The 23,806-nt window shown below is 58.8% G+C and carries 22 protein-coding genes; 20 read left to right on the forward strand and 2 right to left on the reverse strand.

Going from position 1 to position 23,806, the window contains the following annotated elements; translation table 11 throughout:
- Positions 1-104: 104 nt before the first annotated feature.
- The 12 genes from fabZ (at position 105) to ispD (ending at position 14,762) form a co-directional block, all read left to right on the forward strand.
- Positions 105-545: a 3-hydroxyacyl-ACP dehydratase FabZ gene (fabZ, locus tag D882_RS0120615; RefSeq protein WP_008154051.1), complete on the forward strand. Its 441-nt coding sequence runs from the start codon at positions 105-107 to the stop codon at positions 543-545.
- Positions 542-1,318, forward strand: a complete 777-nt coding sequence (gene lpxA, locus D882_RS0120620) for an acyl-ACP--UDP-N-acetylglucosamine O-acyltransferase (RefSeq protein WP_027924980.1) — start codon at positions 542-544, stop codon at positions 1,316-1,318. The genes fabZ and lpxA overlap by 4 nt, the downstream gene beginning before the upstream one ends.
- A gap of 2 nt (positions 1,319-1,320) precedes the next feature.
- The gene (gene lpxB / locus D882_RS0120625; RefSeq protein WP_027924981.1) at positions 1,321-2,451 is read left to right on the forward strand and encodes a lipid-A-disaccharide synthase; all 1,131 of its coding nucleotides are present in this window, start codon (positions 1,321-1,323) and stop codon (positions 2,449-2,451) included.
- Between the two features lie 11 nt (positions 2,452-2,462).
- Positions 2,463-3,089, forward strand: coding sequence for a ribonuclease HII (gene rnhB / locus D882_RS0120630; RefSeq protein WP_027924982.1), 627 nt, complete (start codon positions 2,463-2,465; stop codon positions 3,087-3,089).
- Positions 3,090-3,165: 76 nt separating this feature from the next.
- Positions 3,166-6,687 carry a DNA polymerase III subunit alpha gene (gene dnaE, locus D882_RS0120635; protein ID WP_027924983.1) on the forward strand — a complete coding sequence of 1,174 codons (3,522 nt, stop codon included), beginning with the start codon at positions 3,166-3,168 and terminating at the stop codon, positions 6,685-6,687.
- Positions 6,688-6,838: 151 nt separating this feature from the next.
- Positions 6,839-7,786, forward strand: coding sequence for an acetyl-CoA carboxylase carboxyltransferase subunit alpha (locus D882_RS0120640; RefSeq protein WP_027924984.1), 948 nt, complete (start codon positions 6,839-6,841; stop codon positions 7,784-7,786).
- A 133-nt stretch (positions 7,787-7,919) separates the two neighbouring features.
- Entirely contained in the window at positions 7,920-9,248 is a 1,329-nt protein-coding gene (gene tilS, locus D882_RS0120645) for a tRNA lysidine(34) synthetase TilS (protein WP_027924985.1), read from the forward strand.
- A gap of 274 nt (positions 9,249-9,522) precedes the next feature.
- Complete coding sequence (locus D882_RS0120655; RefSeq protein ID WP_027924986.1) at positions 9,523-11,154, forward strand: CTP synthase; 1,632 nt, start codon at positions 9,523-9,525, stop codon at positions 11,152-11,154.
- 5 nt (positions 11,155-11,159) lie between these two features.
- On the forward strand, positions 11,160-12,005 hold the full coding sequence (gene kdsA, locus D882_RS0120660) for a 3-deoxy-8-phosphooctulonate synthase (RefSeq protein WP_007949350.1): 846 nt from the start codon (positions 11,160-11,162) through the stop codon (positions 12,003-12,005).
- Between the two features lie 156 nt (positions 12,006-12,161).
- Positions 12,162-13,451 (forward strand): phosphopyruvate hydratase, encoded by a 1,290-nt coding sequence (gene eno, locus D882_RS0120665; protein WP_027924987.1) that lies wholly within the window; start codon positions 12,162-12,164, stop codon positions 13,449-13,451.
- A gap of 328 nt (positions 13,452-13,779) precedes the next feature.
- Positions 13,780-14,058 (forward strand): cell division protein FtsB, encoded by a 279-nt coding sequence (ftsB, locus tag D882_RS0120670; RefSeq protein ID WP_027924988.1) that lies wholly within the window; start codon positions 13,780-13,782, stop codon positions 14,056-14,058.
- Positions 14,055-14,762 carry a 2-C-methyl-D-erythritol 4-phosphate cytidylyltransferase gene (gene ispD, locus D882_RS0120675; protein ID WP_027924989.1) on the forward strand — a complete coding sequence of 236 codons (708 nt, stop codon included), beginning with the start codon at positions 14,055-14,057 and terminating at the stop codon, positions 14,760-14,762. The genes ftsB and ispD overlap by 4 nt, the downstream gene beginning before the upstream one ends.
- 70 nt (positions 14,763-14,832) lie before the next feature.
- Here ispD and D882_RS0120680 read toward each other — a convergent pair whose 3' ends face one another.
- Positions 14,833-15,729 carry a LysR substrate-binding domain-containing protein gene (locus D882_RS0120680; protein ID WP_027924990.1) on the reverse strand — a complete coding sequence of 299 codons (897 nt, stop codon included), beginning with the start codon at positions 15,727-15,729 and terminating at the stop codon, positions 14,833-14,835.
- A gap of 107 nt (positions 15,730-15,836) precedes the next feature.
- Here D882_RS0120680 and D882_RS0120685 point away from each other — a divergent pair, with 107 nt between their 5' ends.
- From D882_RS0120685 to rpoS, 8 genes are all read left to right on the forward strand, one after another.
- Positions 15,837-16,949 (forward strand): S-(hydroxymethyl)glutathione dehydrogenase/class III alcohol dehydrogenase, encoded by a 1,113-nt coding sequence (locus D882_RS0120685; RefSeq protein WP_027924991.1) that lies wholly within the window; start codon positions 15,837-15,839, stop codon positions 16,947-16,949.
- A gap of 8 nt (positions 16,950-16,957) precedes the next feature.
- Complete coding sequence (gene fghA / locus D882_RS0120690; protein ID WP_027924992.1) at positions 16,958-17,803, forward strand: S-formylglutathione hydrolase; 846 nt, start codon at positions 16,958-16,960, stop codon at positions 17,801-17,803.
- Positions 17,804-17,856: 53 nt separating this feature from the next.
- Positions 17,857-18,330, forward strand: a complete 474-nt coding sequence (gene ispF / locus D882_RS0120695; RefSeq protein ID WP_027924993.1) for a 2-C-methyl-D-erythritol 2,4-cyclodiphosphate synthase — start codon at positions 17,857-17,859, stop codon at positions 18,328-18,330.
- Positions 18,327-19,385 carry a tRNA pseudouridine(13) synthase TruD gene (gene truD / locus D882_RS0120700; RefSeq protein WP_027924994.1) on the forward strand — a complete coding sequence of 353 codons (1,059 nt, stop codon included), beginning with the start codon at positions 18,327-18,329 and terminating at the stop codon, positions 19,383-19,385. The genes ispF and truD overlap by 4 nt, the downstream gene beginning before the upstream one ends.
- Complete coding sequence (surE, locus tag D882_RS0120705) at positions 19,373-20,122, forward strand: 5'/3'-nucleotidase SurE (RefSeq protein WP_027924995.1); 750 nt, start codon at positions 19,373-19,375, stop codon at positions 20,120-20,122. Before truD ends, surE begins: the two co-directional genes overlap by 13 nt.
- A gap of 41 nt (positions 20,123-20,163) precedes the next feature.
- Positions 20,164-20,799: a protein-L-isoaspartate(D-aspartate) O-methyltransferase gene (locus tag D882_RS0120710; protein WP_172825954.1), complete on the forward strand. Its 636-nt coding sequence runs from the start codon at positions 20,164-20,166 to the stop codon at positions 20,797-20,799.
- A 211-nt stretch (positions 20,800-21,010) separates the two neighbouring features.
- Positions 21,011-21,868 carry a peptidoglycan DD-metalloendopeptidase family protein gene (locus D882_RS1000000132190; protein ID WP_027924997.1) on the forward strand — a complete coding sequence of 286 codons (858 nt, stop codon included), beginning with the start codon at positions 21,011-21,013 and terminating at the stop codon, positions 21,866-21,868.
- A gap of 106 nt (positions 21,869-21,974) precedes the next feature.
- Positions 21,975-22,982, forward strand: coding sequence for an RNA polymerase sigma factor RpoS (gene rpoS / locus D882_RS0120720; protein ID WP_027924998.1), 1,008 nt, complete (start codon positions 21,975-21,977; stop codon positions 22,980-22,982).
- 470 nt (positions 22,983-23,452) lie between these two features.
- Here rpoS and fdxA read toward each other — a convergent pair whose 3' ends face one another.
- Positions 23,453-23,776 carry a ferredoxin FdxA gene (fdxA, locus tag D882_RS0120725; protein WP_027924999.1) on the reverse strand — a complete coding sequence of 108 codons (324 nt, stop codon included), beginning with the start codon at positions 23,774-23,776 and terminating at the stop codon, positions 23,453-23,455.
- Positions 23,777-23,806 lie beyond the last annotated feature (30 nt).

Here is a 23,806-nt window from a genome sequence, read left to right on the forward strand (position 1 = left end):
ATTTCCATATCAAGTGTGCACAGCCGTTAGACTGCCTGCTTGATTTGCTAGAGGGGCGCGCGTCAGTCGCACGCTCCCAATCTTTACATAGGCTTCCCCCCGAAATGATGGACATCAACGAGATTCGCGAATACCTGCCTCACCGTTACCCGTTCCTGCTGGTGGACCGGGTCGTGGATCTGGATGTGGAAGGCAAGCGCATTCGCGCCTACAAGAATGTCAGCATCAACGAACCGTTTTTCAATGGTCACTTCCCTGCGCATCCAATCATGCCGGGCGTACTGATCATCGAAGCGATGGCTCAGGCTGCCGGCATTCTTGGCTTCAAAATGCTCGACGTGAAGCCTGCCGACGGCACGCTCTACTACTTCGTCGGCTCCGACAAGCTGCGTTTTCGCCAGCCTGTCACCCCAGGCGATCAGTTGATCCTCGAGGCCCGCTTCATCAGCTGCAAGCGTCAGATCTGGAAGTTCGAATGCCAGGCTTCGGTCGACGGCAAGCCAGTCTGCTCCGCTGAAATCATCTGTGCGGAACGCAAACTATGAGTTTGATTGACCCTCGCGCAATCATCGATCCGACGGCCATTCTGGCCGACGACGTCGAGGTCGGCCCGTGGTCGATCGTCGGCGCAGGTGTGGAAATCGGCGAGGGAACAGTGATCGGGCCGCACGTGATTCTCAAAGGCCCGACCCGAATCGGTAAGCACAACCGCATCTACCAGTTTTCGTCGGTAGGTGAGGACACGCCCGATCTGAAATACAAAGGCGAAGAAACCCGTCTGGTCATCGGTGACCACAACGTCATCCGGGAAGGCGTGACGATTCACCGCGGGACCGTTCAGGACCGTTCGGAAACGACCCTGGGCGATCACAACCTGATCATGGCCTATGCCCACATCGGTCACGACAGCGTCATCGGCAACCACTGCATCCTGGTCAACAACACGGCGTTGGCCGGCCATGTGCACGTTGAAGACTGGGCGATCCTCTCCGGTTTTACCCTGGTTCATCAGTATTGCCACATTGGCGCCCACAGCTTTTCCGGCATGGGCACGGCCATTGGCAAGGACGTTCCAGCGTACGTCACCGTGTTTGGCAACCCTGCCGAAGCGCGCAGCATGAACTTCGAGGGCATGCGTCGTCGTGGCTTCAGCGAAGACGCAATCCACGCGCTGCGTCGTGCCTACAAGGTTGTTTACCGCCAGGGCCTGACCGTCGAGCAAGCACTCACCGAACTGGCCGAGCCCTCGGATCAGTTCCCGGAAGTCGCGGTGTTCCGTGATTCCATCCAGTCTTCGACTCGCGGCATCACCCGTTAATCATGGCTAATCTGCGTATCGCGCTGGTAGCGGGTGAGGCTTCCGGTGACATTCTGGGCGCGGGTCTCATGCGCGCACTCAAGGCTCAGCATTCTGCGGTGGAGTTCATCGGTGTCGGTGGTCCGTTGATGCAAGCCGAGGGCCTGACCTCGTATTTCCCGATGGAACGTCTTTCGGTCATGGGCCTGGTGGAAGTGCTGGGCCGATTGCGCGAACTGATGGCGCGGCGCAAGAAGCTGATCGCCGACCTGATCGCCGAGAAACCGGACGTGTTCATCGGTATCGATGCCCCGGACTTCAACCTCAATATCGAACTCAAGCTGCGTCAGGCCGGGATCAAGACCGTGCATTACGTCAGCCCGTCGGTATGGGCGTGGCGGCAGAAGCGTGTGCTGAAGATTCGCGAAGGCTGCGACCTGATGCTGACGCTGTTCCCGTTCGAAGCAAAATTCTATGAAGAGAAGGGCGTGCCGGTGCGGTTCGTCGGGCACTCCCTGGCCGATGCGATCCCGCTTGAGGCTGATCGGGCCGCGGCGCGTGCCGAACTTGATTTACCGGACGGTCCGCTGGTTGCGCTGATGCCCGGCAGTCGCGGCGGCGAAGTGGGGCGCCTTGGTGCGTTGTTCCTTGACACCGCTCAGCGTTTGCGAGCCCTGCGCCCTGGCGTGCGTTTCGTCATGCCGTGCGCCAACCCGGAGCGCCGTGCGCAGCTTGAAGAATTGTTGGCCGGCCGCGATCTGCCGCTGACCTTGCTCGATGGCAAATCCCATCTGGCGCTGGCCGCCTGTGATGCGGTTCTGATCGCTTCCGGTACGGCGACCCTTGAAGCATTGCTGTACAAGCGGCCGATGGTGGTGGCGTATCGACTGGCGCCCCTGACGTTCTGGATTCTCAAGCGCATGGTGAAAAGCCCTTACGTGTCCTTGCCGAACTTGCTGGCACAGCGTCTGTTAGTGCCCGAGTTGCTGCAGGACGATGCAACGGTCGAAGCCTTGGCTCAGACGCTATCGCCACTGATCGAGGGTGGTGAAGAACAGACTCGCGGCTTCGACGAAATTCACCGGACCTTGCGTCTGGACGCCTCCAACCAGGCTGCGGATGCAGTGCTGAAGCTGATCGGCCAAGTACAATGAGTAAAACAAGCATGCAAATGGGGCTGGATTTCACCTTGGTCGCTGAAGTCGAGGAATTGGTTGCCGGTGTTGACGAAGTCGGTCGCGGTCCACTCTGCGGTGCCGTGGTGACGGCTGCGGTGATCCTTGATCCGAGTCGGCCGATCCTAGGCCTCAACGATTCGAAGAAGCTCACCGAAGCCCGCCGCGAAAAGCTCTACGACGAAATCTGCGAAAAGGCCCTGAGCTGGTGCATCGCTCGGGCCGAAGTGGAAGAGATCGACGAACTGAACATCCTGCACGCCACCATGCTGGCGATGCAGCGCGCGGTCGAAGGGCTGCACATCCAGCCGAAACTGGCGATGATCGACGGCAATCGTTGCCCGAAACTGTCCATGCGCGCGGAAGCGGTGGTGCAGGGCGACGGCAAGGTTCCGGCCATTGCCGCGGCATCGATTCTGGCCAAGGTCAGCCGCGACCGCGAGATGGCGGCATTCGAACTGATTTACCCCGGTTACGGCATCGGCGGGCACAAAGGCTACCCGACGCCCGTTCATCTGGAAGCGCTGGCCCGCCTTGGCCCGACGCCGATTCACCGCCGCTCGTTCGCCCCGGTGCGCCTGGCGTACGAGGCGCGGGAAAGTCTGATCGAGAGTTAGTCGCAAGGCTGATGTTTTACTCAAGGCCCGGTACAATCCGGGCCTTGTTGTCTTCACGTTTCTAGACAGGATCACTATGCCGGCTTCATTCGTTCATCTACGCCTGCACACTGAATATTCCCTGGTCGACGGTCTGGTGCGGATCAAACCGCTGGTCAAGACCCTGGTCGGCATGAACATGCCTGCCGTAGCGGTCACCGACCAGAACAACATGTGTTCCCTGGTCAAATTCTACAAAGCCGCCATGGGCGCCGGGATCAAGCCGATCTGCGGTGCCGACTTGTGGTTGTCGAACAAGGACCCGGACAACGCCCTGAGCCGGATCAGCCTGCTGGCCATGAACGCGGTCGGCTATCGCAACCTGACCGAACTGATTTCCCGTGGCTTCATCGACGGCCAGCGCAACGGCTCGGTGATCATCGAGCGCGAATGGGTCGCCGAAGCCAGCGAAGGCCTGATCATGCTGTCGGCGGCGAAAGAGGGCGAAATCGGTCTGGCCATGCTCAGTGGCAACCCGGCTGAAGCGGAAAACCTCGCGCGCGAATGGATGGCGGTGTTCCCGGATCGTTTCTACCTGGAAATCCAGCGCACCAACCGCCCCAACGACGAAGAGCAGTTGCACGGTGCCGTGGCCCTGGCCGAGAAAATCGGCGCGCCACTGGTCGCAACCAACGATGTGCGCTTCATCAAGCAGGAAGACTTCGCCGCCCACGAAACCCGCGTTTGCATCGGTGAGGGCCGCGCCCTCGACGATCCGCGGCGTTCGAAGAACTACAGTGATCAGCAATACCTCAAAAGCGCCGAGGAAATGGCCGAGCTGTTCAGTGACCTGCCCGAGGCGTTGGAAAACACCGTCGAAATTGCCAAGCGCTGCAACATCGAAGTGAAACTGGGCAAGCACTTCCTGCCCAACTTCCCGATTCCCGATGGCATGACCATCGACGAGTATTTCCGCAAAGTGTCGTTCGATGGCCTGGAAGAGCGCCTGACCGTTCTGCTGCCCAAAGACACCACGGAAGACTACGAGGCCAAGCGTCAGGTCTATGTCGACCGGTTGAATTTCGAGCTGGATATCATCATCCAGATGGGGTTCCCCGGTTACTTCCTGATCGTGATGGACTTTATTCAGTGGGCCAAGAGCAACGGCGTGCCGGTAGGTCCGGGCCGGGGGTCGGGCGCCGGGTCGCTGGTGGCCTATGTACAGAAGATCACCGACCTCGACCCGCTGGAATACGACCTGCTGTTCGAACGTTTCCTCAACCCGGAACGGGTATCGATGCCCGACTTCGACGTCGACTTCTGCATGGACGGTCGCGATCGGGTAATTGAATACGTGGCCGAGAAATACGGTCGCAACGCGGTGAGCCAGATCATCACCTTCGGTTCCATGGCGGCCAAGGCTGTGGTCCGGGACGTGGCGCGGGTGCAGGGCAAGTCCTATGGTTTGGCGGATCGTCTGTCGAAGATGATTCCGTTCGAAGTCGGTATGACCCTGGAAAAGGCCTATGAGCAGGAAGAGATCCTGCGTGACTTCATCAAGGTCGATGAAGAAGCCGCCGAAATCTGGGAGATGGCCCGCAAGCTTGAAGGCGTTGTGCGTAACGTCGGTAAACACGCCGGTGGTGTAGTGATTGCGCCGACCAAACTGACCGACTTCTCGCCGATCTATTGCGATGAAGCCGGTGACGGCCTGGTAACCCAGTTCGACAAGGATGACGTTGAAGCCGCCGGTCTGGTGAAGTTCGACTTCCTCGGTCTGCGGACCCTGACGGTTATCGACTGGGCGCTGAAAACCATCAACCGCGACCGCGCCAAGGTCGATCAGCCGCCGCTGGACATTGCGTTCATTCCGCTGGACGACAAGCCGACTTACACGCTGCTGCAAAAAGCCGAAACCACGGCGGTGTTCCAGCTCGAATCCCGCGGCATGAAGGAGCTGATCAAGAAGCTCAAGCCCGACTGCCTGGAAGACTTGATCGCACTGGTGGCCTTGTTCCGTCCGGGCCCGTTGCAATCGGGCATGGTGGACGACTTCATCAACCGTAAGCACGGTCGCGCCGAACTCGCGTACCCGCACTCGGATTACCAGTACGAAGGCCTCAAACCGGTACTGGCACCGACTTACGGCATCATCCTGTATCAAGAACAGGTGATGCAGATTGCCCAGGTCATGGCCGGTTACACCCTCGGTGGTGCGGACATGCTGCGTCGGGCCATGGGTAAGAAAAAGCCCGAAGAAATGGCCAAGCAGCGCGGCGGTTTCATTGAGGGCTGCGCGACCAACAACATCGATGCGGACCTTGCCGGTAACATTTTCGACCTGGTAGAGAAGTTCGCCGGTTACGGCTTCAACAAATCCCACTCCGCGGCGTATGGCCTGGTGTCGTACCAGACCGCGTGGCTGAAAACCCATTACCCGGCACCGTTCATGGCGGCGGTGCTGTCGGCGGACATGCACAACACCGACAAGGTCGTGACCTTGATCGAGGAAATTCGCAGCATGAAGCTGCGCCTCGACGCGCCGGATGTGAATGCCTCCGAGTTCAAGTTCACAGTGAATGACGAAGGCCGGATCATTTACGGCCTCGGTGCGATCAAGGGTGTGGGCGAAGGTCCGGTAGAGGCGATCACCGAGGCGCGCCAGGACGGTCCGTTCAAGGACCTGTTCGATTTCTGCGCCCGTGTCGATCTCAAGCGGATCAACAAACGTACCCTCGACGGTTTGATCCGCAGCGGTGCGCTGGATCGTCTGGGGCCTTATTTCCATGACGAGCCGAAAGCTTATCAAGCGAGCATCGACCAGAATCGCGCGGTGCTGCTGGCGGCGATGGAAGGGGCGATCAAAGCTGCCGAGCAAACTGCTCGCACCCAGGACAGCGGCCATGCCGACCTGTTCGGCGGGCTGTTTGTCGAAGAAGACGCCGACGTCTACGCCAGCCACCGCAAGGCCAAGGAACTGACGCTCAAGGAACGGCTGAAAGGGGAGAAAGACACCCTGGGCCTGTACCTGACCGGTCACCCGATTGACGAATACGAAGGTGAAATCCGTCGCTTTGCCCGTCAACGCATCATCGATTTGAAACCGGCCCGCGATACCCAGACCGTCGCCGGCATGATCATCGCCCTGCGGGTGATGAAGAACAAAAAGGGCGACAAGATGGGCTTCATCACCCTCGATGACCGCTCCGGACGGATCGAGGCGTCGCTGTTTGCCGAGGCGTTCCATACCGCGCAGTCGCTGTTGCAGACGGATGCGATGGTGGTGGTCGAAGGTGAAGTCAGCAATGACGACTTCTCCGGCGGCCTGAAGCTGCGGGTCAAGCGCGTAATGAGCATGGAAGATGCGCGCACCAACCTTGCCGAGAGCCTGCGCCTGAAGTTACAGACCAAGGATTTGAAGGGTGATCAGCTACGCTGGCTGGGTGAGTTGTTCAAGCGGCATCGCGGCGCATGTCCGATCACCATGGAGTACACGAGCCCCGATGCAAAGGCCTTGCTGCAGTTTGGCGAGACCTGGCGAATCGATCCGGCGGATGCGTTGATTCAAGCCTTGCGTGACCAGTTCGGGCGAGACAACGTCTTCCTCCAATACCGTTGACGGTCAGGTGACATCCTTGTGATTCAGAGCTGCCCCTGATCTCGACCCAATTTTTAATCTCGACCTGAACGCGCCTGTCCCTTAAGGTAGGGCGCGAATAGACAACCGGCCGGCCCAAGCTCTCTTGGACGTCGACCCAAGACGGACGCCTATGAACCCGAATTTTCTAGATTTCGAACAGCCGATCGCCGACCTGCAAGCCAAGATCGAAGAGTTGCGCTTGGTCGGTAACGACAATTCGCTGAATATCGGCGATGAGATCTCCCGCCTGCAGGACAAAAGCAGCACGCTGACCGAAGACATCTTCGGCAAGCTGACCAGCTGGCAGATCGCACGTCTGGCGCGTCATCCGAAACGCCCTTATACCCTGGACTACATCGAACACATCTTCACCGAGTTCGACGAGCTGCACGGTGACCGTCACTTCTCCGATGACGCTGCCATCGTGGGTGGTATCGCCCGTCTGGACGACCAGCCAGTGATGATCATCGGTCACCAGAAAGGCCGTGAAGTGCGCGAGAAGGTTCGCCGCAACTTCGGCATGCCGCGTCCGGAAGGCTACCGCAAGGCGTGCCGCCTGATGGAAATGGCCGAACGCTTCAAGATGCCGATCCTGACCTTCATCGACACCCCGGGTGCTTACCCTGGTATCGACGCTGAAGAGCGTAACCAGAGTGAAGCGATCGCCTGGAACCTGCGTGTCATGTCGCGCCTGAAAACCCCAATCATCGCCACCGTAATTGGTGAAGGCGGTTCCGGTGGTGCGTTGGCGATCGGCGTTTGCGATCAGTTGAACATGCTGCAGTACTCGACCTACGCGGTGATTTCGCCGGAAGGTTGCGCCTCGATTCTGTGGAAAACCGCCGAGAAGGCCCCGGACGCCGCTGAAGCCATGGGCATCACCGCCGAGCGCCTGAAAGGCCTGGGTATCGTGGACAAGGTCATCAGCGAGCCATTGGGCGGTGCACACCGTGACCCTGCCGCTGCGGCCGCCTCGATCCGTGCCGAACTGAGCTCACAACTGGCGATGCTGAAGAAGTTCGACAACGACGCGCTGCTGGCCCGTCGTTACGCGCGACTGATGAGCTACGGTCTCTGATCTGACCTCGCTTTTCCCATGTGGGAGCGAGCCTGCTCGCGATGGCGGCTTAACATTCAACTAATCTGTTGGCTGTTAGACCGCTATCGCGAGCAGGCTCGCTCCCACATTTGTTTTGTGCAAAGGGAACGCCATGAGTCGGCCAATGATTGATCTGCCTGCCAGGCTTTTGCAGAATTTGAAACCGTGGCGCAATGCTACGGCCTGGCGCATCGCCTTTAGTGGTGGGCTCGATTCCACCGTCCTCCTGCACTTGCTCGCCCACCTGGCAAAAACCGAATCCCTGCCTGCGCTCAGCGCTATCCATGTCCATCACGGCCTTCAGGTCGCGGCTGATGCGTGGCCGGCACATTGCCAATCCGTCTGTAATGCCTTGAGTGTGCCGCTACACGTCGTTCATGTTCAGGTTCAATCCGGCGCCAGCCTCGAGCGTGCCGCCCGGGATGCGCGCTATGGCGCATTCGTTGAAGCCACTCAGGCCAATGAACTGCTGCTGACTGCTCAGCACCGTGACGATCAGGCGGAAACCCTGTTGTTTCGACTGTTGCGCGGGGCGGGGGTGAGAGGTCTGTCGGGGATGCCGAGCGCGCGTCCGTTGGGGCGGGGTTATCTGCTGCGACCCTTGCTGGATGTCAGTCGCGCCGAACTCGAAGCGTATGCAACGGAGCATCAACTGCACTGGATCGAAGACCCTTCGAACCAGGATCGGCAGTTTTCGCGCAACTATCTGCGGCATCAGGTGTTCCCGGTATTGACCGAGCGCTGGCCGCAAGCGATGGCGACCATGGCTCGCAGCGCCGCGCACTTGAGCGAAGCACAGGCATTGCTGGATGAGCTGGCGCAAATCGATCTGGCCGAAGCGACGACGGTCAATGATTTTGACTGGCTGGGCGTGCCCTCATTGGCGCTCGCTCCTCTTTTACGACTCTCCGCCGCTCGTCAACGCAATGCGCTAAGCCATTGGCTCGCAGCGCTGACTCGATTGCCGGACAGCGACCATTGGTCGGGTTGGGAAGATGTGCGCGACGCTACGGGTGATGCGCGTCCGGTCTGGCGGCTGGCGGATGGCGAGCTGCATCGGTCGGCCGGGCGTATCTGGTGGCTGTCGGGCTGTTGGCTGCGCAATCCGCCGCCTGCCGTGCATTGGACCGATCCTTCGAAGTCGCTGGCGTTGCCGGAAAATGGTCTGCTCACGCTCACCGGGCAAATCCCCGATGGCCCGCTGCAAATCCGCTATCGTGAGGGAGGTGAGGTCATGCATTTAGCTGATCGCGGCCACCGCGACCTCAAGCGTTTGCTCAATGAGCGTGGGGTTCCGGCCTTCGCCCGTGGCAGATTGCCGCTGCTCTGTCGCGACGAGCAATTGCTGGCAGTGGGCAGCGTACAGGGCTTGAATGGCAGTGGGCAGGACGGCTGGCTTTTGCATTGGCGGCCACCTGGCGAAGATCAAGGTTTGAGCTGAAAGGGGCTTTCCGGTAGACTACGCTCCCTTCTTGATACAACTTCTGTGGATTCGCCTGAATTGCAGGAGTTGCCGATTACCAAGCAGTCTTTGCTGGGCGATTCCAAAAAATGTGTAGCGAGCAACGCACCGGTGTTTTATCTGCCGGTCTGTCCCAACGCGGCGGTTTTTTTGAAAGGTGCACTGTGATTAATGCAGGTGATCGGGGGCTTCGGCCTTCCTTCGCTTTCCCCGGCGGCTCGGACCGCTTTAACGCAGACTTCTAGGGTTTTTCATGACGCGCTACATATTCGTCACGGGCGGTGTTGTTTCTTCATTGGGGAAAGGCATCGCATCGGCTTCATTGGCGGCCATCCTGGAGGCGCGGGGACTTAAGGTCACCATGCTGAAGCTGGACCCGTACATCAACGTTGACCCGGGCACCATGAGCCCGTTCCAGCACGGTGAAGTGTTCGTCACCCATGACGGCGCCGAGACCGACCTGGACCTGGGCCACTACGAGCGGTTCATCCGCACGACCATGACCCAGAACAACAACTTCACCACCGGCCGTGTCTACGAGCACGTGCTGCGCAAAGAGCGCCGTGGTGATTACCTGGGCGCAACCATCCAGGTGATCCCGCACATCACTGACGAAATCAAGCGCCGGATCATCAAGGGCGCCGGCGATGCCGACGTGGCGATGGTCGAGATCGGTGGCACCGTGGGTGACATCGAGTCGCAACCGTTCCTGGAAGCGATCCGCCAATTGCGTTTCGAAGTCGGCGCCAAGCGCGCAATGCTGATGCACCTGACACTGGTGCCGTACATCGCCACGGCCGGCGAAACCAAAACCAAGCCGACCCAGCATTCGGTCAAGGAACTGCGTTCCATTGGCCTGCAGCCGGATGTGCTGGTTTGCCGTTCCGATCACCCGATCGACATCTCTTCGCGCCGCAAGATCGCGCAGTTCACCAACGTTGAAGAGCGTGCAGTGATCGCGCTGGAAGACGCCGACACCATCTACAAGATCCCGGGCATCCTGCATTCCCAGGGCCTGGATGATTTCGTCGTCGAGCGTTTCGGCCTGCAATGCGGCAGCGCTGACCTCTCCGAGTGGGAAGCGGTGGTTGATGCCAAGCTGAACCCGGAACACGAAGTGACCATCGCGATGGTCGGCAAGTACATGGAACTGCTGGACGCCTACAAGTCGCTGATCGAAGCGATGAGTCACGCCGGCATCAGCAACCGCACCAAGGTCAACCTGCGCTACATCGATTCCGAAGACATCGAAAACCAGGGCACCGCGCTTCTGGAAGGTGTTGACGCGATCCTCGTACCTGGCGGCTTCGGTCTGCGTGGCGTGGAAGGCAAGATCACCGCCGTTCAATACGCTCGCGAAAACAAGGTTCCGTACCTCGGCATCTGCCTGGGCATGCAAGTGGCCGTGATCGAGTTCGCTCGTAACGTGCTGGGCTGGAAAGATGCCAACTCCACCGAGTTCGATCGTGCCAGCGGCCATCCGGTCGTGGGTCTGATCACCGAGTGGGAAGATGCTACCGGCGCGGTGGAAACCCGTACCGAATCGTCTGACCTGGGCGGCACCATGCGCCTCGGTGCTCAGGAGTGCCTGCTGGAGCCGGGTTCGCTGGTGCACGACTGCTACGCCAAAGACGTCATCGTCGAGCGTCACCGTCACCGCTACGAAGTGAACAACAACCTGCTGCCGCAGATTATGGAAGCCGGTCTGAAAATCACCGGTCGTTCCGGTGACGGCGCGCTGGTTGAAGTGGTCGAAGCCCCGGATCATCCATGGTTCGTTGCTTGCCAGTTCCACCCTGAGTTCACCTCGACGCCACGCGACGGTCACCCGTTGTTCAGCGGTTTCGTTAAAGCAGCATTGATTCAACACCAGAAGAAGGCATAAATCTGATGGCGCAGAAGATCATCCGCGTAGGCGATATCGAGATTGCCAACGACAAGCCAATGGTGCTTTTCGGTGGCATGAACGTGCTGGAAAGCCGCGACATGGCGATGCAGGTCTGCGAAGAGTATGTGAAGGTTACCGAGAAACTCGGCATCCCTTATGTGTTCAAGGCCAGCTTCGACAAGGCCAACCGTTCCTCCGTGACCTCTTACCGTGGCCCCGGCCTGGAAGAAGGCATGCGGATTTTCCAGGACATCAAGCAAGCCTTCGGCGTGCCGATCATCACCGACGTCCACGAGCCTGACCAGGCCGCGGTCGTCGCTGAAGTCTGCGACATCATTCAATTGCCGGCCTTCCTGTCGCGCCAGACCGACCTCGTGGTCGCGATGGCCAAGACAGGCGCGGTGATCAACATCAAGAAAGCCCAGTTCCTGGCACCGCACGAGATGAAACACATCCTGAGCAAGTGCGTGGAAGCGGGCAACGATCAGTTGATCCTCTGCGAACGCGGTTCGAGCTTCGGCTACAACAACCTGGTTGTCGACATGCTCGGCTTCGGCATCATGAAGCAGTTCGAATACCCGGTGTTCTTCGACGTGACCCACGCGTTGCAAATGCCCGGTGGTCGCTCCGATTCCGCCGGTGGTCGCCGTGCCCAGGTGACGGATCTGGCCAAGGCAGGCATGAGCCAGTCGCTGGCCGGCCTGTTCCTCGAAGCCCACCCGGACCCGGACAACGCCAAATGCGACGGCCCTTGCGCCTTGCGTCTGGACAAACTGGAGCCATTCCTGGCCCAGCTCAAAGCGTTGGACGAACTGGTGAAGAGTTTTCCGACGGTAGAAACCGCGTAAACCTCAATTCTCCGGTAAAGTACCGCACGATTTGTTGCTCAGGCCCTCGGGCCTGAGCCTTATCGTCCGCAAGTCTGCCCGCTGCACCTCACTTGCCGACGGTAAAAGATTTCCTCTAGCTGCGTCGTTTTCGTCAACTTTGGAGTGTTTACAACAATGGCAAAAATCGTCGACATCAAAGGTCGTGAAGTTCTCGACTCCCGTGGCAATCCCACCGTGGAAGCGGACGTGCTTCTCGATAACGGCATCATCGGCAGCGCCTGCGCGCCGTCCGGTGCTTCCACTGGCTCGCGTGAAGCACTCGAGCTGCGTGATGGCGACAAGAGCCGTTACCTGGGCAAAGGCGTTCTGAAGGCCGTGGCCAACATCAACGGTCCGATCCGTGACCTGTTGAAAGGCATGGACCCAAGCGACCAGAAAGCGCTGGATCACGCGATGATCAAGCTCGACGGTACCGAAAACAAAGGTTCCCTGGGCGCCAACGCGATCCTCGCCGTTTCCCTGGCTGCGGCCAAGGCAGCAGCACAGGACCAGGATCTGCCGCTGTACGCTCACATTGCCAACCTGAACGGCACCCCGGGTGTTTATTCGATGCCGGTACCGATGATGAACATCATCAACGGTGGCGAGCACGCCGATAACAACGTCGACATCCAGGAATTCATGGTTCAGCCGGTTGGCGCCAAGTCTTTCTCGGAAGGCCTGCGCATGGGCACCGAAATTTTCCATCACCTCAAAGCTGTGCTGAAGGCACGTGGCCTGAGCACTGCTGTCGGTGACGAAGGTGGTTTCGCACCGAACCTGGCTTCCAACGAAGACGCTTTGAAAGTGATCTCCGAAGCCGTGGCCAACGCCGGTTACAAGCTGGGCACCGACGTGACCCTGGCTCTGGACTGCGCGGCGAGCGAGTTCTACGAAGACGGTAAATACAACCTGTCCGGCGAAGGCCAGGTGTTCACCGCTGAAGGTTTCGCTGATTACCTCAAAGGCCTGACCGAGCGCTATCCGATCATCTCGATCGAAGACGGCCTGGACGAGTCCGACTGGGCTGGCTGGAAAATCCTCACCGACAAGATCGGCGAGAAGACCCAGCTGGTAGGCGACGACCTGTTCGTGACCAACACCAAGATCCTGAAAGAAGGCATCGATAAAAAGATCGCCAACTCGATCCTGATCAAGTTCAACCAGATCGGCACCCTGACCGAAACCCTGGAAGCCATCCAGATGGCCAAGGCCGCTGGTTACACCGCCGTGATCTCGCACCGCTCCGGCGAAACCGAAGATTCGACCATCGCCGACCTGGCTGTGGGCACCTCGGCTGGCCAGATCAAGACCGGTTCCCTGTGCCGTTCCGACCGCGTATCCAAGTACAACCAACTGCTGCGTATCGAAGAGCAGTTGAATGGCAAAGCCAAGTACAACGGTCGTGCCGAGTTCCGCGGTTGATAGAGTGCCGTGCCTCGCCAATACTGCGCCTTTTTGACGGTGCCTTTTGTCGTCATACTGCGTTGCCGCTCCTCGCCATAGCCAGCTATGACTCGTCGCGGCGCCTTGTCTGACAACAACAGTCACTCGTCAAAAAGGCGCGTATTGGTGAGGCACGGCACTGCATGGTAAAAAGACACCGGATTGTGTCGGAAAAATCGCTACAGCGACGTTTTTGCCACTAATCTGATGCCTTATAAGCACAAGCCTGGATTTTCCAGGCTTCGTGCTATCAGAAGCTTCAATGTTTTTGCATGGCTGTCTTTTTTCACTGGAAACCTGATATTCGATGCGCAGTCCCAATTGGTTGTTCCTTGTCTTGCTCTTGTTGCTGGCTGGCCTGCAATACCGCCTGTGGGTGGGTAATGGCAGTCTGGCGCAAGTGGCAGAGCTGACTCAGCAGATCAAGGATCAACAGGCTGAGAACGAAGGATTGCTGGAGCGCAATCGGGTCATGGACGCCGAAGTCGGTGAGTTGAAAAAAGGCATGGAGACCGTCGAAGAACGGGCTCGCCATGAGTTGGGCATGGTCAAGGACGGTGAAACCCTTTACCAGCTGGCTCGATGAATTCCCCATTACCGGCCTTCTGGGCCGTGATTCCTGCCGCGGGCGTCGGTGCCCGTATGGCCGCAGACCGTCCCAAGCAATACTTGCAACTGGGCGGGCGCACTATTCTCGAACACAGCCTCGGCTGTTTCCTTGATCACCCGTCTCTGAAGGGGTTGGTGGTCAGTCTTGCTGTTGATGATCCTTATTGGCCAAACCTGGCCTGTGCTGGCGACTCGCGAATTCAGCGGGTTGACGGCGGTGCCGAGCGTTCCGGGTCGGTGCTGAATGCGTTGCTGCATTTGCATGCGTTGGGTGCTGATGATGAAGACTGGGTGTTGGTGCACGATGCTGCGCGGCCGAATCTGAGTCGTGACGATCTGGACAAGTTGCTGGGTGAGCTGGCAAATGATCCGGTTGGCGGGTTGCTGGCGGTTCCGGCGCGCGACACCCTCAAGCGGGTCGACAAACATGGGCGTGTGGTTGAAACCGTGGATCGCAGCGTGATTTGGCAGGCTTATACGCCGCAGATGTTTCGCCTGGGTGCCTTGCATCGGGCGCTGGCTGACAGTCTGGTGGCGGATGCGGTAATCACTGATGAAGCGTCGGCGATGGAGTGGGCTGGTTTGGCGCCGCGTCTGATTGAAGGCCGGTCCGATAACCTCAAAGTTACGCGTCCTGAAGATCTCGAATGGCTTCGTCAGCGTTGGGCTAATCGCCGCTGAATTCTTCGCTGGCTGTTCAACCGCCATCGCGAGCAAGCTCGCGATAGGTCAGGCACAGGCAACAAATAACTTAGCTCCGATACTCCGGCCGCTCAGCCAACCCTTCCTTCAAATAATCCACCAACTTGCGCACCTTCGGCGACAGATGCCGCTGCTGCGGATAAAGCGCCCATACCGCCGTGTTAGGCGGTTGATGCGCATCCAGCAGTGAAATCAATTCGCCGCTTTTCAAATGTTCCAGCACGTAATAGTCCGGCAACTGACACAACCCCACGCCCTGTAGCGCCGCATCCAGCACCGCTTGCCCACTGTTGCAGCGCCAGTTTCCCTGGACCCGCTGCGAAAATTCCCGCCCGTTCTGTTCCAGTTGCCACATGTCCGAGCTGCCAATGAGGCAGTTGTGGCGGCTCAGTTCCGACAAGCTGTGCGGGCGGCCATAGCGTTCCAGATAGGAGGGCGATGCGCACAGGTACATGCGTCGTGGTGCCAGACGTGTAGCGACCAATCGCGAATCCTGTAGGCGTCCAAGACGAATCGCCAAATCCAGACCTTCGTGCACCAGATCGAGCGGGCGGTTGCTCAGTTCGATATCGACACGCAGCTGTGGGTAAAGCCCCATGAAGCGCGTCACCAGCGGCACGATGAAGCGCTCTCCGTACGCCACGGCACAGGTCATGCGCAGCATGCCTTTGGGTTCGCTGGTCAAGTCGCCCACTGCGCGCAGGGCTTCTTCGCGACCGTCTTGCAGGCGCTGGCAATGTTGCAGGAAGGTTTGCCCGGCTTCGGTCAGCGTGACCCGGCGCGTGCTGCGGTACAGCAAACGAGTTTGCAGGCGCTCTTCCAGGCGTACGATTTGTCGACTGATATGGGAGGAAGAAACCCCAAGACGTTCCGCTGCGGCCGTAAATTGGCTGCATTCAGCCACGGCGACGAACTCGTCGATCCCTTCCCAGCGGCTTTCGGCCATCGTTGATTATCCCTGCATGGCAATAATGTTTTGCTTTTGTCCTGATTATTCACCGTAAGGCCGTGTATTACACTTCCTGTCTCGTTTTTATTCGCTGGAGAATCCACATGATCAAGTCGCGCGCTGCCGTTGCCTTCGAGGCCAAGAAACCCCTCGAGATCGTCGAAGTCGATGTCGCCATGCCCAAGGCCGGCGAAGTTCTGTTGCGTGTGGTTGCCTCCGGCGTCTGCCATACCGATGCCTACACGCTGTCCGGCGCGGATCCGGAAGGTATCTTCCCGTCGATCCTCGGTCACGAAGGTGGCGCGGTGGTTGAAGCGATCGGCGAGGGCGTGACCTCGGTTGCGGTGGGCGATCATGTGATCCCGCTGTACACCCCGGAATGCCGCCAGTGCAAATTCTGTCTGTCGGGCAAAACCAACCTGTGTCAGGCGATTCGCGCGACCCAGGGCAAAGGCCTGATGCCGGATGGCACTTCGCGCTTTTCCTACAAGGGTCAGCCGATTTTCCACTACATGGGCACGTCGACGTTTTCTGAATACACCGTGTTGCCGGAAATCTCGGTCGCCAAGATTGCTAAAGAAGCGCCACTGGAAAAAGTCTGCCTGCTGGGTTGCGGTGTCACCACCGGCATCGGCGCGGTACTGAATACGGCCAAGGTGAAACCGGGTGATACCGTGGCCATTTTCGGCCTCGGCGGCATTGGTCTGTCGGCGGTGATTGGCGCGGTAAAAGCCAAGGCTGCACGCATCATCGCCATCGACATCAACCCGGCCAAATTCGAGATCGCCAAGCAGTTGGGTGCAACCGACTGCGTGAACCCGAAAGACTTCGACCGTCCGATCCAGGAAGTCATCGTCGACATGACTGATGGCGGCGTCGACTTCTCCTTCGAGTGCATCGGCAATGTGCAATTGATGCGCGCCGCCCTTGAGTGCTGCCATAAAGGCTGGGGCGAGTCGGTGATCATCGGTGTCGCCGGTGCCGGTCAGGAAATCTCCACCCGTCCATTTCAGCTGGTCACCGGTCGCGTCTGGCGCGGTTCTGCGTTCGGCGGCGTGCGCGGCCGTACCGAGTTGCCAAGCTACGTCGAAATGGCCGAGACCGGCGAAATCCCGCTGGACACGTTCATCACCCACACCATGGGCCTGGAAGATATCAACAAGGCGTTCGACCTGATGCATGAAGGCAAGAGCATCCGTTCCGTCATCCACTTCTGAGGTCGGTCATGAGCCTGGAAAATATCTCCTGCCAGAAAAGCTTCTGCGGCTGGCACAAACGTTACCGGCACCGGTCAGACGTGCTCGGCTGCGAGATGGTGTTTGCCGTATACCTGCCGCCTCAAGCGGAGCAGGGCGGCAAGCTTCCGGTGCTGTACTGGTTGTCCGGCCTGACCTGCACCGACGAAAACTTCATGCACAAGGCCGGCGCCCTGCGCATGGCTGCCGAGCTGGGGTTGATCATCGTCGCGCCGGACACCAGTCCGCGCGGTCCTGATGTGCCGGGTGATCCGGACGGCGCCTGGGACTTCGGCCTCGGTGCCGGTTTTTACCTGAATGCAACCCAAGAGCCGTGGTCGCGACACTATCGGATGCATGACTATGTCGTGCAGGAATTGCCGGCATTGGTCGAAGCTCATTTCCCGGCGTCGGACAAACGTGGCATCAGCGGTCACTCCATGGGCGGCCACGGTGCGCTGGTTTGTGCGTTGCGTAATACGGGGCGTTATCAGTCGGTGTCGGCGTTCTCGCCGATCAACAATCCGATGGACTGTCCGTGGGGTCAGAAGGCCTTCTCCCGTTATCTCGGCGAAGACCGTTCGAAGTGGCGCGAATGGGATGCGTGCACCCTGATCGCCGAGGCTGACGAGAAGCTGCCGCTGTTGGTCGATCAAGGTGATCGCGACGATTTCCTCGCCACCCAGCTCAAGCCTGAAGCCTTGCAACAGGCCGCCAAACTGGCCGGTCATCCGCTGACGTTGCGCCTGCAACCCGGCTATGACCATAGCTATTTCTTCATCGCCAGTTTCATCGACGACCACTTGCAACATCATGCGCGCGCTCTAGGCGCCTAATGTTCGACAAAGCAGGTAGAATCACGCCCTGACAAAAATCGGGGCGTTTTTTTATGCGTATTGGCCACGGCTATGATGTGCACCGTTTCGCTGAAGGCGATTTCATTACTCTGGGCGGCGTGCGCATTGCACACGGCTTCGGGCTGCTCGCTCACTCCGACGGTGACGTCCTGCTGCACGCCTTGAGCGATGCCTTGCTCGGCGCCGCTGCGCTGGGTGATATCGGCAAACATTTCCCGGACACTGACCCGACCTACAAGGGCGCCGACAGCCGTGTGCTGTTGCGTCACGTCGTCTCGCTGATCCACGCCAAGGGCTGGAAAGTCGGCAACGTCGATAACACCATCGTTGCCCAGGCGCCGAAAATGGCCCCGCATATCGAATCGATGCGCGCGCTGATTGCCGCGGATCTTCAAGTTGAGTTGGATCAAGTGAACGTGAAAGCTACCACCACCGAAAAGCTTGGCTTTGTCGGTCGCGAAGAAGGCATTGCCGTGCACGCCGTTGCCTTGTTGCTGCTCGCATGAACGAATCGCAATTGCTTGGCCCACGGGCCTATGGTGACGCTCTCGGCACCGCTGTTCTGAAAGCCACGGCAGACGATTTCCAGGTCGATGAAGTGCTCAACATCCCCCTCAGTGGTGATGGCGAGCATTTGTGGATCTGGGTGGAAAAGCGCGGGCTGAATACCGAAGAAGCGGCACGGCGAATCGCCAAGGCAGCGGGCGTGCCATTGCGCACCGTCAGTTATGCCGGGCTCAAGGACCGTCAGGCGCTGACGCGCCAATGGTTCAGCGTACAGCTGCCCGGCAAGGCTGATCCGGATTTGTCGGCAGCAGAAAACGACACGCTGAAAATCCTCAAGACCGGTCGGCACAAACGCAAGCTGCAACGTGGCGCTCACTCGGCCAATGGCTTCACGTTGCGCCTGACGCAATTCGCTGGCGACAAAGCCGCGATTGAAGAACGACTGCAGCTGATTGCCAAGCAAGGTATTCCCAATTATTTCGGCGCCCAGCGTTTCGGCTTTGACGGCGGCAACGTGGTCGATGCCCGTGCCTGGGCCGCGCGCAAGGCGTTGCCGGAGCAGCGCAACGTGCGTTCGCGCCTGCTCTCGACGGCGCGCAGTTTCCTGTTCAATCAGGTGTTGGCGGCGCGTGTTGCCGACGGTACCTGGCAGCAAGCCTTGGTCGGCGATCTGCTGGCCTTCACCGACAGCCGCAGCTTCTTTCCGGCCGGTGAAGCGGAGTGCAGCGACCCGCGACTGGCGATTCTCGACTTGCACCCGACCGGCCCGCAGTGGGGCGAAGGTGACTCGCCGGCGTCAGGCGTTGTCCATGAACTGGAGCAGGCAATCGCCGCGCGCGAAGCGGAGCTGCGCGATTGGTTGATTAACGCCGGAATGAGCCACGAACGTCGCATCCTGCGGCTGCCCATTGGCGGGTTGACGTGGCATTATCCCGAGCCTGACATTCTGCAACTGGAATTCGTCCTTCCGGCCGGATGCTTTGCCACCGTATTGGTGCGCGAGCTTGTTGATCTGGTGCCGGTGGGGCAGACGGACAGCCCATGCGTATTCTGATTTCTAACGACGATGGGGTAGCCGCACCCGGTCTCGCCGCGCTTTATGCTGCGCTGGCGGATTACACCGAATGCGTGGTTATCGCCCCGGACCAGGACAAAAGCGGCGCCAGCAGTTCGCTGACGCTCGACCGTCCGTTGCACCCGCAAACCCTGGCCAACGGCTTCATCAGCGTGAACGGCACCCCCACCGATTGCGTGCACCTGGGCCTTAACGGCCTGTTGGAGCAGCAACCGGACATGGTCGTTTCGGGGATCAACCTCGGCGCCAATCTGGGCGATGACGTGTTGTATTCCGGTACGGTGGCGGCGGCCCTTGAAGGGCGTTTTCTTGAGCGTCCTTCGTTTGCCTTTTCATTTGTCTCGCGACAAATAGAGAACCTTGCTACCGCCGCTTACTTTGCGCGCAAGTTGGTTGAAGCCCATGGCGATCTCGACCTGCCACCGCGCACGGTACTGAATGTGAACATTCCCAACCTGCCGCTGGACCATATCCGCGGTATTCAGCTGACCCGCCTCGGGCATCGCGCACGTGCTGCGGCGCCGATGAAAGTGGTCGATCCGCGGGGCAAGTCCGGTTACTGGATCGCCGCCGCCGGGGATGCTGAAGATGGCGGCCCAGGCACCGATTTCCATGCGGTGATGCAGGGCTATGTTTCGATCACCCCGCTGCAACTGGATCGCACCTTCAACGATGCCTTCAGAAGTCTCGATGGCTGGCTGGAGGGACTGCGCTAATGTCTCGTGAACAAGACGATATGCTGCGCCGCGGCATCGGCATGACTTCTCAGCGGACCCGCGAACGCCTTATCCAGCGCCTGTACGAAGAGGGCGTTTCCAACGCCAAAGTGTTGGAAGTCATTCGCCGCACACCCCGTCACCTGTTCGTCGACGAAGCGCTGGCCCACCGGGCTTACGAAGACACGGCGCTGCCGATCGGGCATAACCAGACCATCTCCCAGCCCTACATGGTGGCTCGCATGAGCGAGTTGCTGCTGGAGGCAGGTCCTTTGGACAAGGTGATGGAGATCGGTACCGGGTCGGGCTACCAAACGGCTGTCCTGTCGCAGCTGGTCGAGCGGGTGTTCTCCGTGGAGCGCATCAAGGTGTTGCAGGACCGGGCCAAGGAACGCCTGGTGGAGCTGAACCTGCGAAACGTGGTGTTTCGGTGGGGCGATGGTTGGGAGGGCTGGCCGGCACTGGCGCCTTACAACGGCATTATCGTCACGGCAGTGGCCACTGATGTGCCGCAGGCCTTGCTCGATCAGTTGGCACCGGGTGGGCGCCTGGTCATCCCTGTCGGCTCCGGCGAGGTGCAGCAATTGATGCTGATCATCCGCGAAGAAAACGGCTTTTCCCGACGTGTTCTGGGGGCAGTGCGATTCGTGCCATTGCTCAACGGGCCACTGGCCTGAGCATTTGTTTTGGCGCGCTGAATTCTCTTCGATTGGCCGTGTCTTACAGCGGCATCGATTGGTTAAACGGTATTTATCGTCAGTCAGCAAACGTGTGCGCGAAGCGAATTCGCTTCATTAAAGGTAAAGCCTGTCCGGCCCGTTATACTTGCGACATCTCGAGCCGGAACACGGCAATCCACAATTTCAGCCACCACAAAGGGAGCGGCGGGTGAGTCTCACAGTCATTGCGCAGCGTATGAGTACAACGAGCTTTCAGCGCCTGGTGACTGGCCTTGTCTTGAGCACCTTGCTGGTCGGTTGCTCCAGCACCAAATCGAGTAACGTCGGCGTCGTCGATCGCAACAACGCGGCCCCCCAACGTCCGGCAACGACGACGGGCCAGTATGTCGTTCGACCAAAAGACACCCTGTTCTCGATCGCTTTTCGCTACGGCTGGGACTACAAAGCCCTCGCAGCGCGGAACAATATTCCTACGCCCTATACGATCCATCCGGGTCAGATAATTCGCTTCGATGGTCGCACCGGATCAACGCCGACAGCGGTTGCCAGTACGAGCGATTCCGCGCCTTCGTCGTCGCTGAAAACCACGGTAATCCGGCGCCAGCCGAATGGCGCAACCACCAGTACTACGGTGGTTGCACCGTCCGTCGCCAACAAACCTGCACCCGCTCCATTGCCGCCAGCCGGCCCGGCCCCGACCGGCTGGGGATGGCCATCTAATGGCATTCTGATTGGTAAATTCTCCTCAAACGGTAGTTTGAATAAAGGAATTGATATCGCCGGAGATTTGGGACAGCCTGTTTTAGCTGCGTCTGATGGGACGGTGGTATACGCCGGGAGTGGCTTAAGGGGCTACGGCGAATTAGTCATCATCAAACACAGTGAAACCTACGTCAGTGCCTACGGACATAACCGCAGGCTGTTGGTACGGGAGGGGCAGCAGGTCAAAGTCGGACAGACAATTGCCGAAATGGGGTCAACGGGTACAGACCGGGTGAAACTGCATTTTGAGATTCGCCGCCAAGGTAAACCTGTAGATCCGCTGCAATTCCTGCCACGTCGTTGATTTGTTAGCCAGCCTGTTCCGTCACGTAGAGGGAACAGGCTCCAGCGTTGCCAAGGATAAAGGCGCCGCTTGAGCTTGAGGTCGAACTCACCAAAGGACTATAACAATGGCTCTCAGTAAAGAAGTGCCGGAGTTTGACATCGACGATGAGGTTCTCCTGATGGAGACCGGCATCGCCACGGATTCGATGTCGAATGATGAAGGGGCAGCTCCACCTTCCGTTCGTGCTAAATCCAAACACTCCGCTTCGTTAAAACAGCACAAGTACATTGATTACACGCGGGCACTTGATGCCACGCAGCTGTATCTCAATGAAATCGGCTTTTCCCCGTTGCTCTCCCCGGAAGAAGAAGTTCATTTTGCGCGCTTGTCGCAAAGTGGCGATCCGGCCGGGCGCAAGCGCATGATTGAAAGCAACCTGCGGCTGGTGGTTAAAATCGCCCGGCGTTACGTCAATCGTGGGCTGTCGCTACTGGACCTGATCGAAGAGGGCAACCTCGGCCTGATCCGGGCAGTGGAGAAGTTCGACCCCGAACGCGGCTTCCGTTTTTCGACCTACGCAACCTGGTGGATTCGTCAGACCATCGAGCGCGCGATCATGAATCAGACCCGGACTATCCGGTTGCCGATCCATGTGGTCAAAGAGCTGAACGTGTACCTGCGGGCCGCACGGGAGCTGACGCAAAAACTCGATCACGAACCCTCACCCGAAGAAATCGCCAACCTGCTGGAAAAACCAGTGGGCGAGGTCAAGCGCATGCTCGGCTTGAACGAGCGGGTTTCTTCGGTCGACGTCTCGCTGGGTCCGGATTCGGATAAAACCCTGCTGGACACCCTGACTGATGACCGTCCAACCGACCCTTGTGAGCTGCTGCAGGACGATGATCTGTCCCAAAGCATCGATCAATGGCTGTCGGAGCTGACCGACAAGCAACGCGAAGTGGTGGTACGTCGCTTCGGCTTGCGCGGTCACGAGAGCAGCACGCTTGAAGACGTAGGCCTGGAGATTGGCCTGACTCGGGAACGGGTCAGACAGATTCAGGTCGAGGGCCTGAAGCGCCTTCGGGAGATTCTCGAGAAAAACGGCCTGTCGAGCGAGTCGCTGTTCCAATAAGCGATCGGCTCAACCGGCCATAAAAGACCCCGACTGACTCGGGGTTTTTTATTGCCTGCAAGATGGGCGGGGATTGCCGCAGGTTTGTAGTCTTGCGCTGTAAGTCTTTGCTTACTCTTTCGTAAGTGTTCGTTATTTTTAAAAGGCAGTACTCGTCCATATTCCTAAGCACGCATTCCTATCTTTTTGATTTATATGGATATTTGTTTTTGTTAAGAGCATATGACAAACGTTTTTGACGATCCCGCTCAATTGCACCAGGCAGAGAACCCTCTAGTATCTGAACTGTGTCGACGGACAGACACGCCCTTCAAGGAAGAGGGGAACGGACATCGCAGGAAGCGGTTCATCAGGACGATGAAAAGGAATACAGGGAATAGGGAAAAATGTGGGCGGGTCAAACCGCCCCTTTTTTTGCCTGTAGAAAAGCAAAAAGGCCCGCTAGGGGCCTTTTCGGGAACGCGCGGGAATCAGCGTTCGAGGTCTTTGATCTTGCCTTTGACGCCATCCCACTCTTCAGCGTCGGGCATCGATTCTTTCTTCTCGGTGATGTTCGGCCAGATTTCGGCCAGCTCAACGTTCAACTGAATGAATTCCTGCATTTCTACTGGCACTTCATCTTCGGAGAAGATGGCCACGGCAGGGCATTCTGGTTCGCACAGTGCGCAGTCGATGCACTCATCCGGGTGAATCACCAGGAAGTTCGGGCCTTCGTAAAAGCAGTCCACCGGACACACTTCTACGCAGTCGGTGTACTTGCACTTGATGCAGTTGTCGGTGACGACGAAGGTCATTTCTAATTTTCTCCTCAGGCGGCGGCAGCG

Origin of the sequence: Pseudomonas sp. URMO17WK12:I12, assembly GCF_000514395.1 — a bacterium.
Taxonomy (GTDB): domain Bacteria; phylum Pseudomonadota; class Gammaproteobacteria; order Pseudomonadales; family Pseudomonadaceae; genus Aquipseudomonas; species Aquipseudomonas mucoides.

Coding starts and splice junctions, on each gene's coding strand:
- rpoS (WP_027924998.1), top strand. CDS start 21,975: ATGGCTCTCAGTAAAGAAGTGCCGGAGTTTGACATCGACGATGAGGTT.
- fabZ (WP_008154051.1), top strand. CDS start 105: ATGATGGACATCAACGAGATTCGCGAATACCTGCCTCACCGTTACCCG.
- lpxA (WP_027924980.1), top strand. CDS start 542: ATGAGTTTGATTGACCCTCGCGCAATCATCGATCCGACGGCCATTCTG.
- ispD (WP_027924989.1), top strand. CDS start 14,055: ATGAATTCCCCATTACCGGCCTTCTGGGCCGTGATTCCTGCCGCGGGC.
- D882_RS0120685 (WP_027924991.1), top strand. CDS start 15,837: ATGATCAAGTCGCGCGCTGCCGTTGCCTTCGAGGCCAAGAAACCCCTC.
- D882_RS0120680 (WP_027924990.1), bottom strand. CDS start 15,729: ATGGCCGAAAGCCGCTGGGAAGGGATCGACGAGTTCGTCGCCGTGGCT.
- eno (WP_027924987.1), top strand. CDS start 12,162: ATGGCAAAAATCGTCGACATCAAAGGTCGTGAAGTTCTCGACTCCCGT.
- ispF (WP_027924993.1), top strand. CDS start 17,857: ATGCGTATTGGCCACGGCTATGATGTGCACCGTTTCGCTGAAGGCGAT.
- kdsA (WP_007949350.1), top strand. CDS start 11,160: ATGGCGCAGAAGATCATCCGCGTAGGCGATATCGAGATTGCCAACGAC.
- D882_RS0120655 (WP_027924986.1), top strand. CDS start 9,523: ATGACGCGCTACATATTCGTCACGGGCGGTGTTGTTTCTTCATTGGGG.
- D882_RS0120640 (WP_027924984.1), top strand. CDS start 6,839: ATGAACCCGAATTTTCTAGATTTCGAACAGCCGATCGCCGACCTGCAA.
- ftsB (WP_027924988.1), top strand. CDS start 13,780: ATGCGCAGTCCCAATTGGTTGTTCCTTGTCTTGCTCTTGTTGCTGGCT.
- surE (WP_027924995.1), top strand. CDS start 19,373: ATGCGTATTCTGATTTCTAACGACGATGGGGTAGCCGCACCCGGTCTC.
- fghA (WP_027924992.1), top strand. CDS start 16,958: ATGAGCCTGGAAAATATCTCCTGCCAGAAAAGCTTCTGCGGCTGGCAC.
- rnhB (WP_027924982.1), top strand. CDS start 2,463: ATGCAAATGGGGCTGGATTTCACCTTGGTCGCTGAAGTCGAGGAATTG.
- tilS (WP_027924985.1), top strand. CDS start 7,920: ATGAGTCGGCCAATGATTGATCTGCCTGCCAGGCTTTTGCAGAATTTG.
- D882_RS0120710 (WP_172825954.1), top strand. CDS start 20,164: ATGACTTCTCAGCGGACCCGCGAACGCCTTATCCAGCGCCTGTACGAA.
- fdxA (WP_027924999.1), bottom strand. CDS start 23,776: ATGACCTTCGTCGTCACCGACAACTGCATCAAGTGCAAGTACACCGAC.
- dnaE (WP_027924983.1), top strand. CDS start 3,166: ATGCCGGCTTCATTCGTTCATCTACGCCTGCACACTGAATATTCCCTG.
- truD (WP_027924994.1), top strand. CDS start 18,327: ATGAACGAATCGCAATTGCTTGGCCCACGGGCCTATGGTGACGCTCTC.
- lpxB (WP_027924981.1), top strand. CDS start 1,321: ATGGCTAATCTGCGTATCGCGCTGGTAGCGGGTGAGGCTTCCGGTGAC.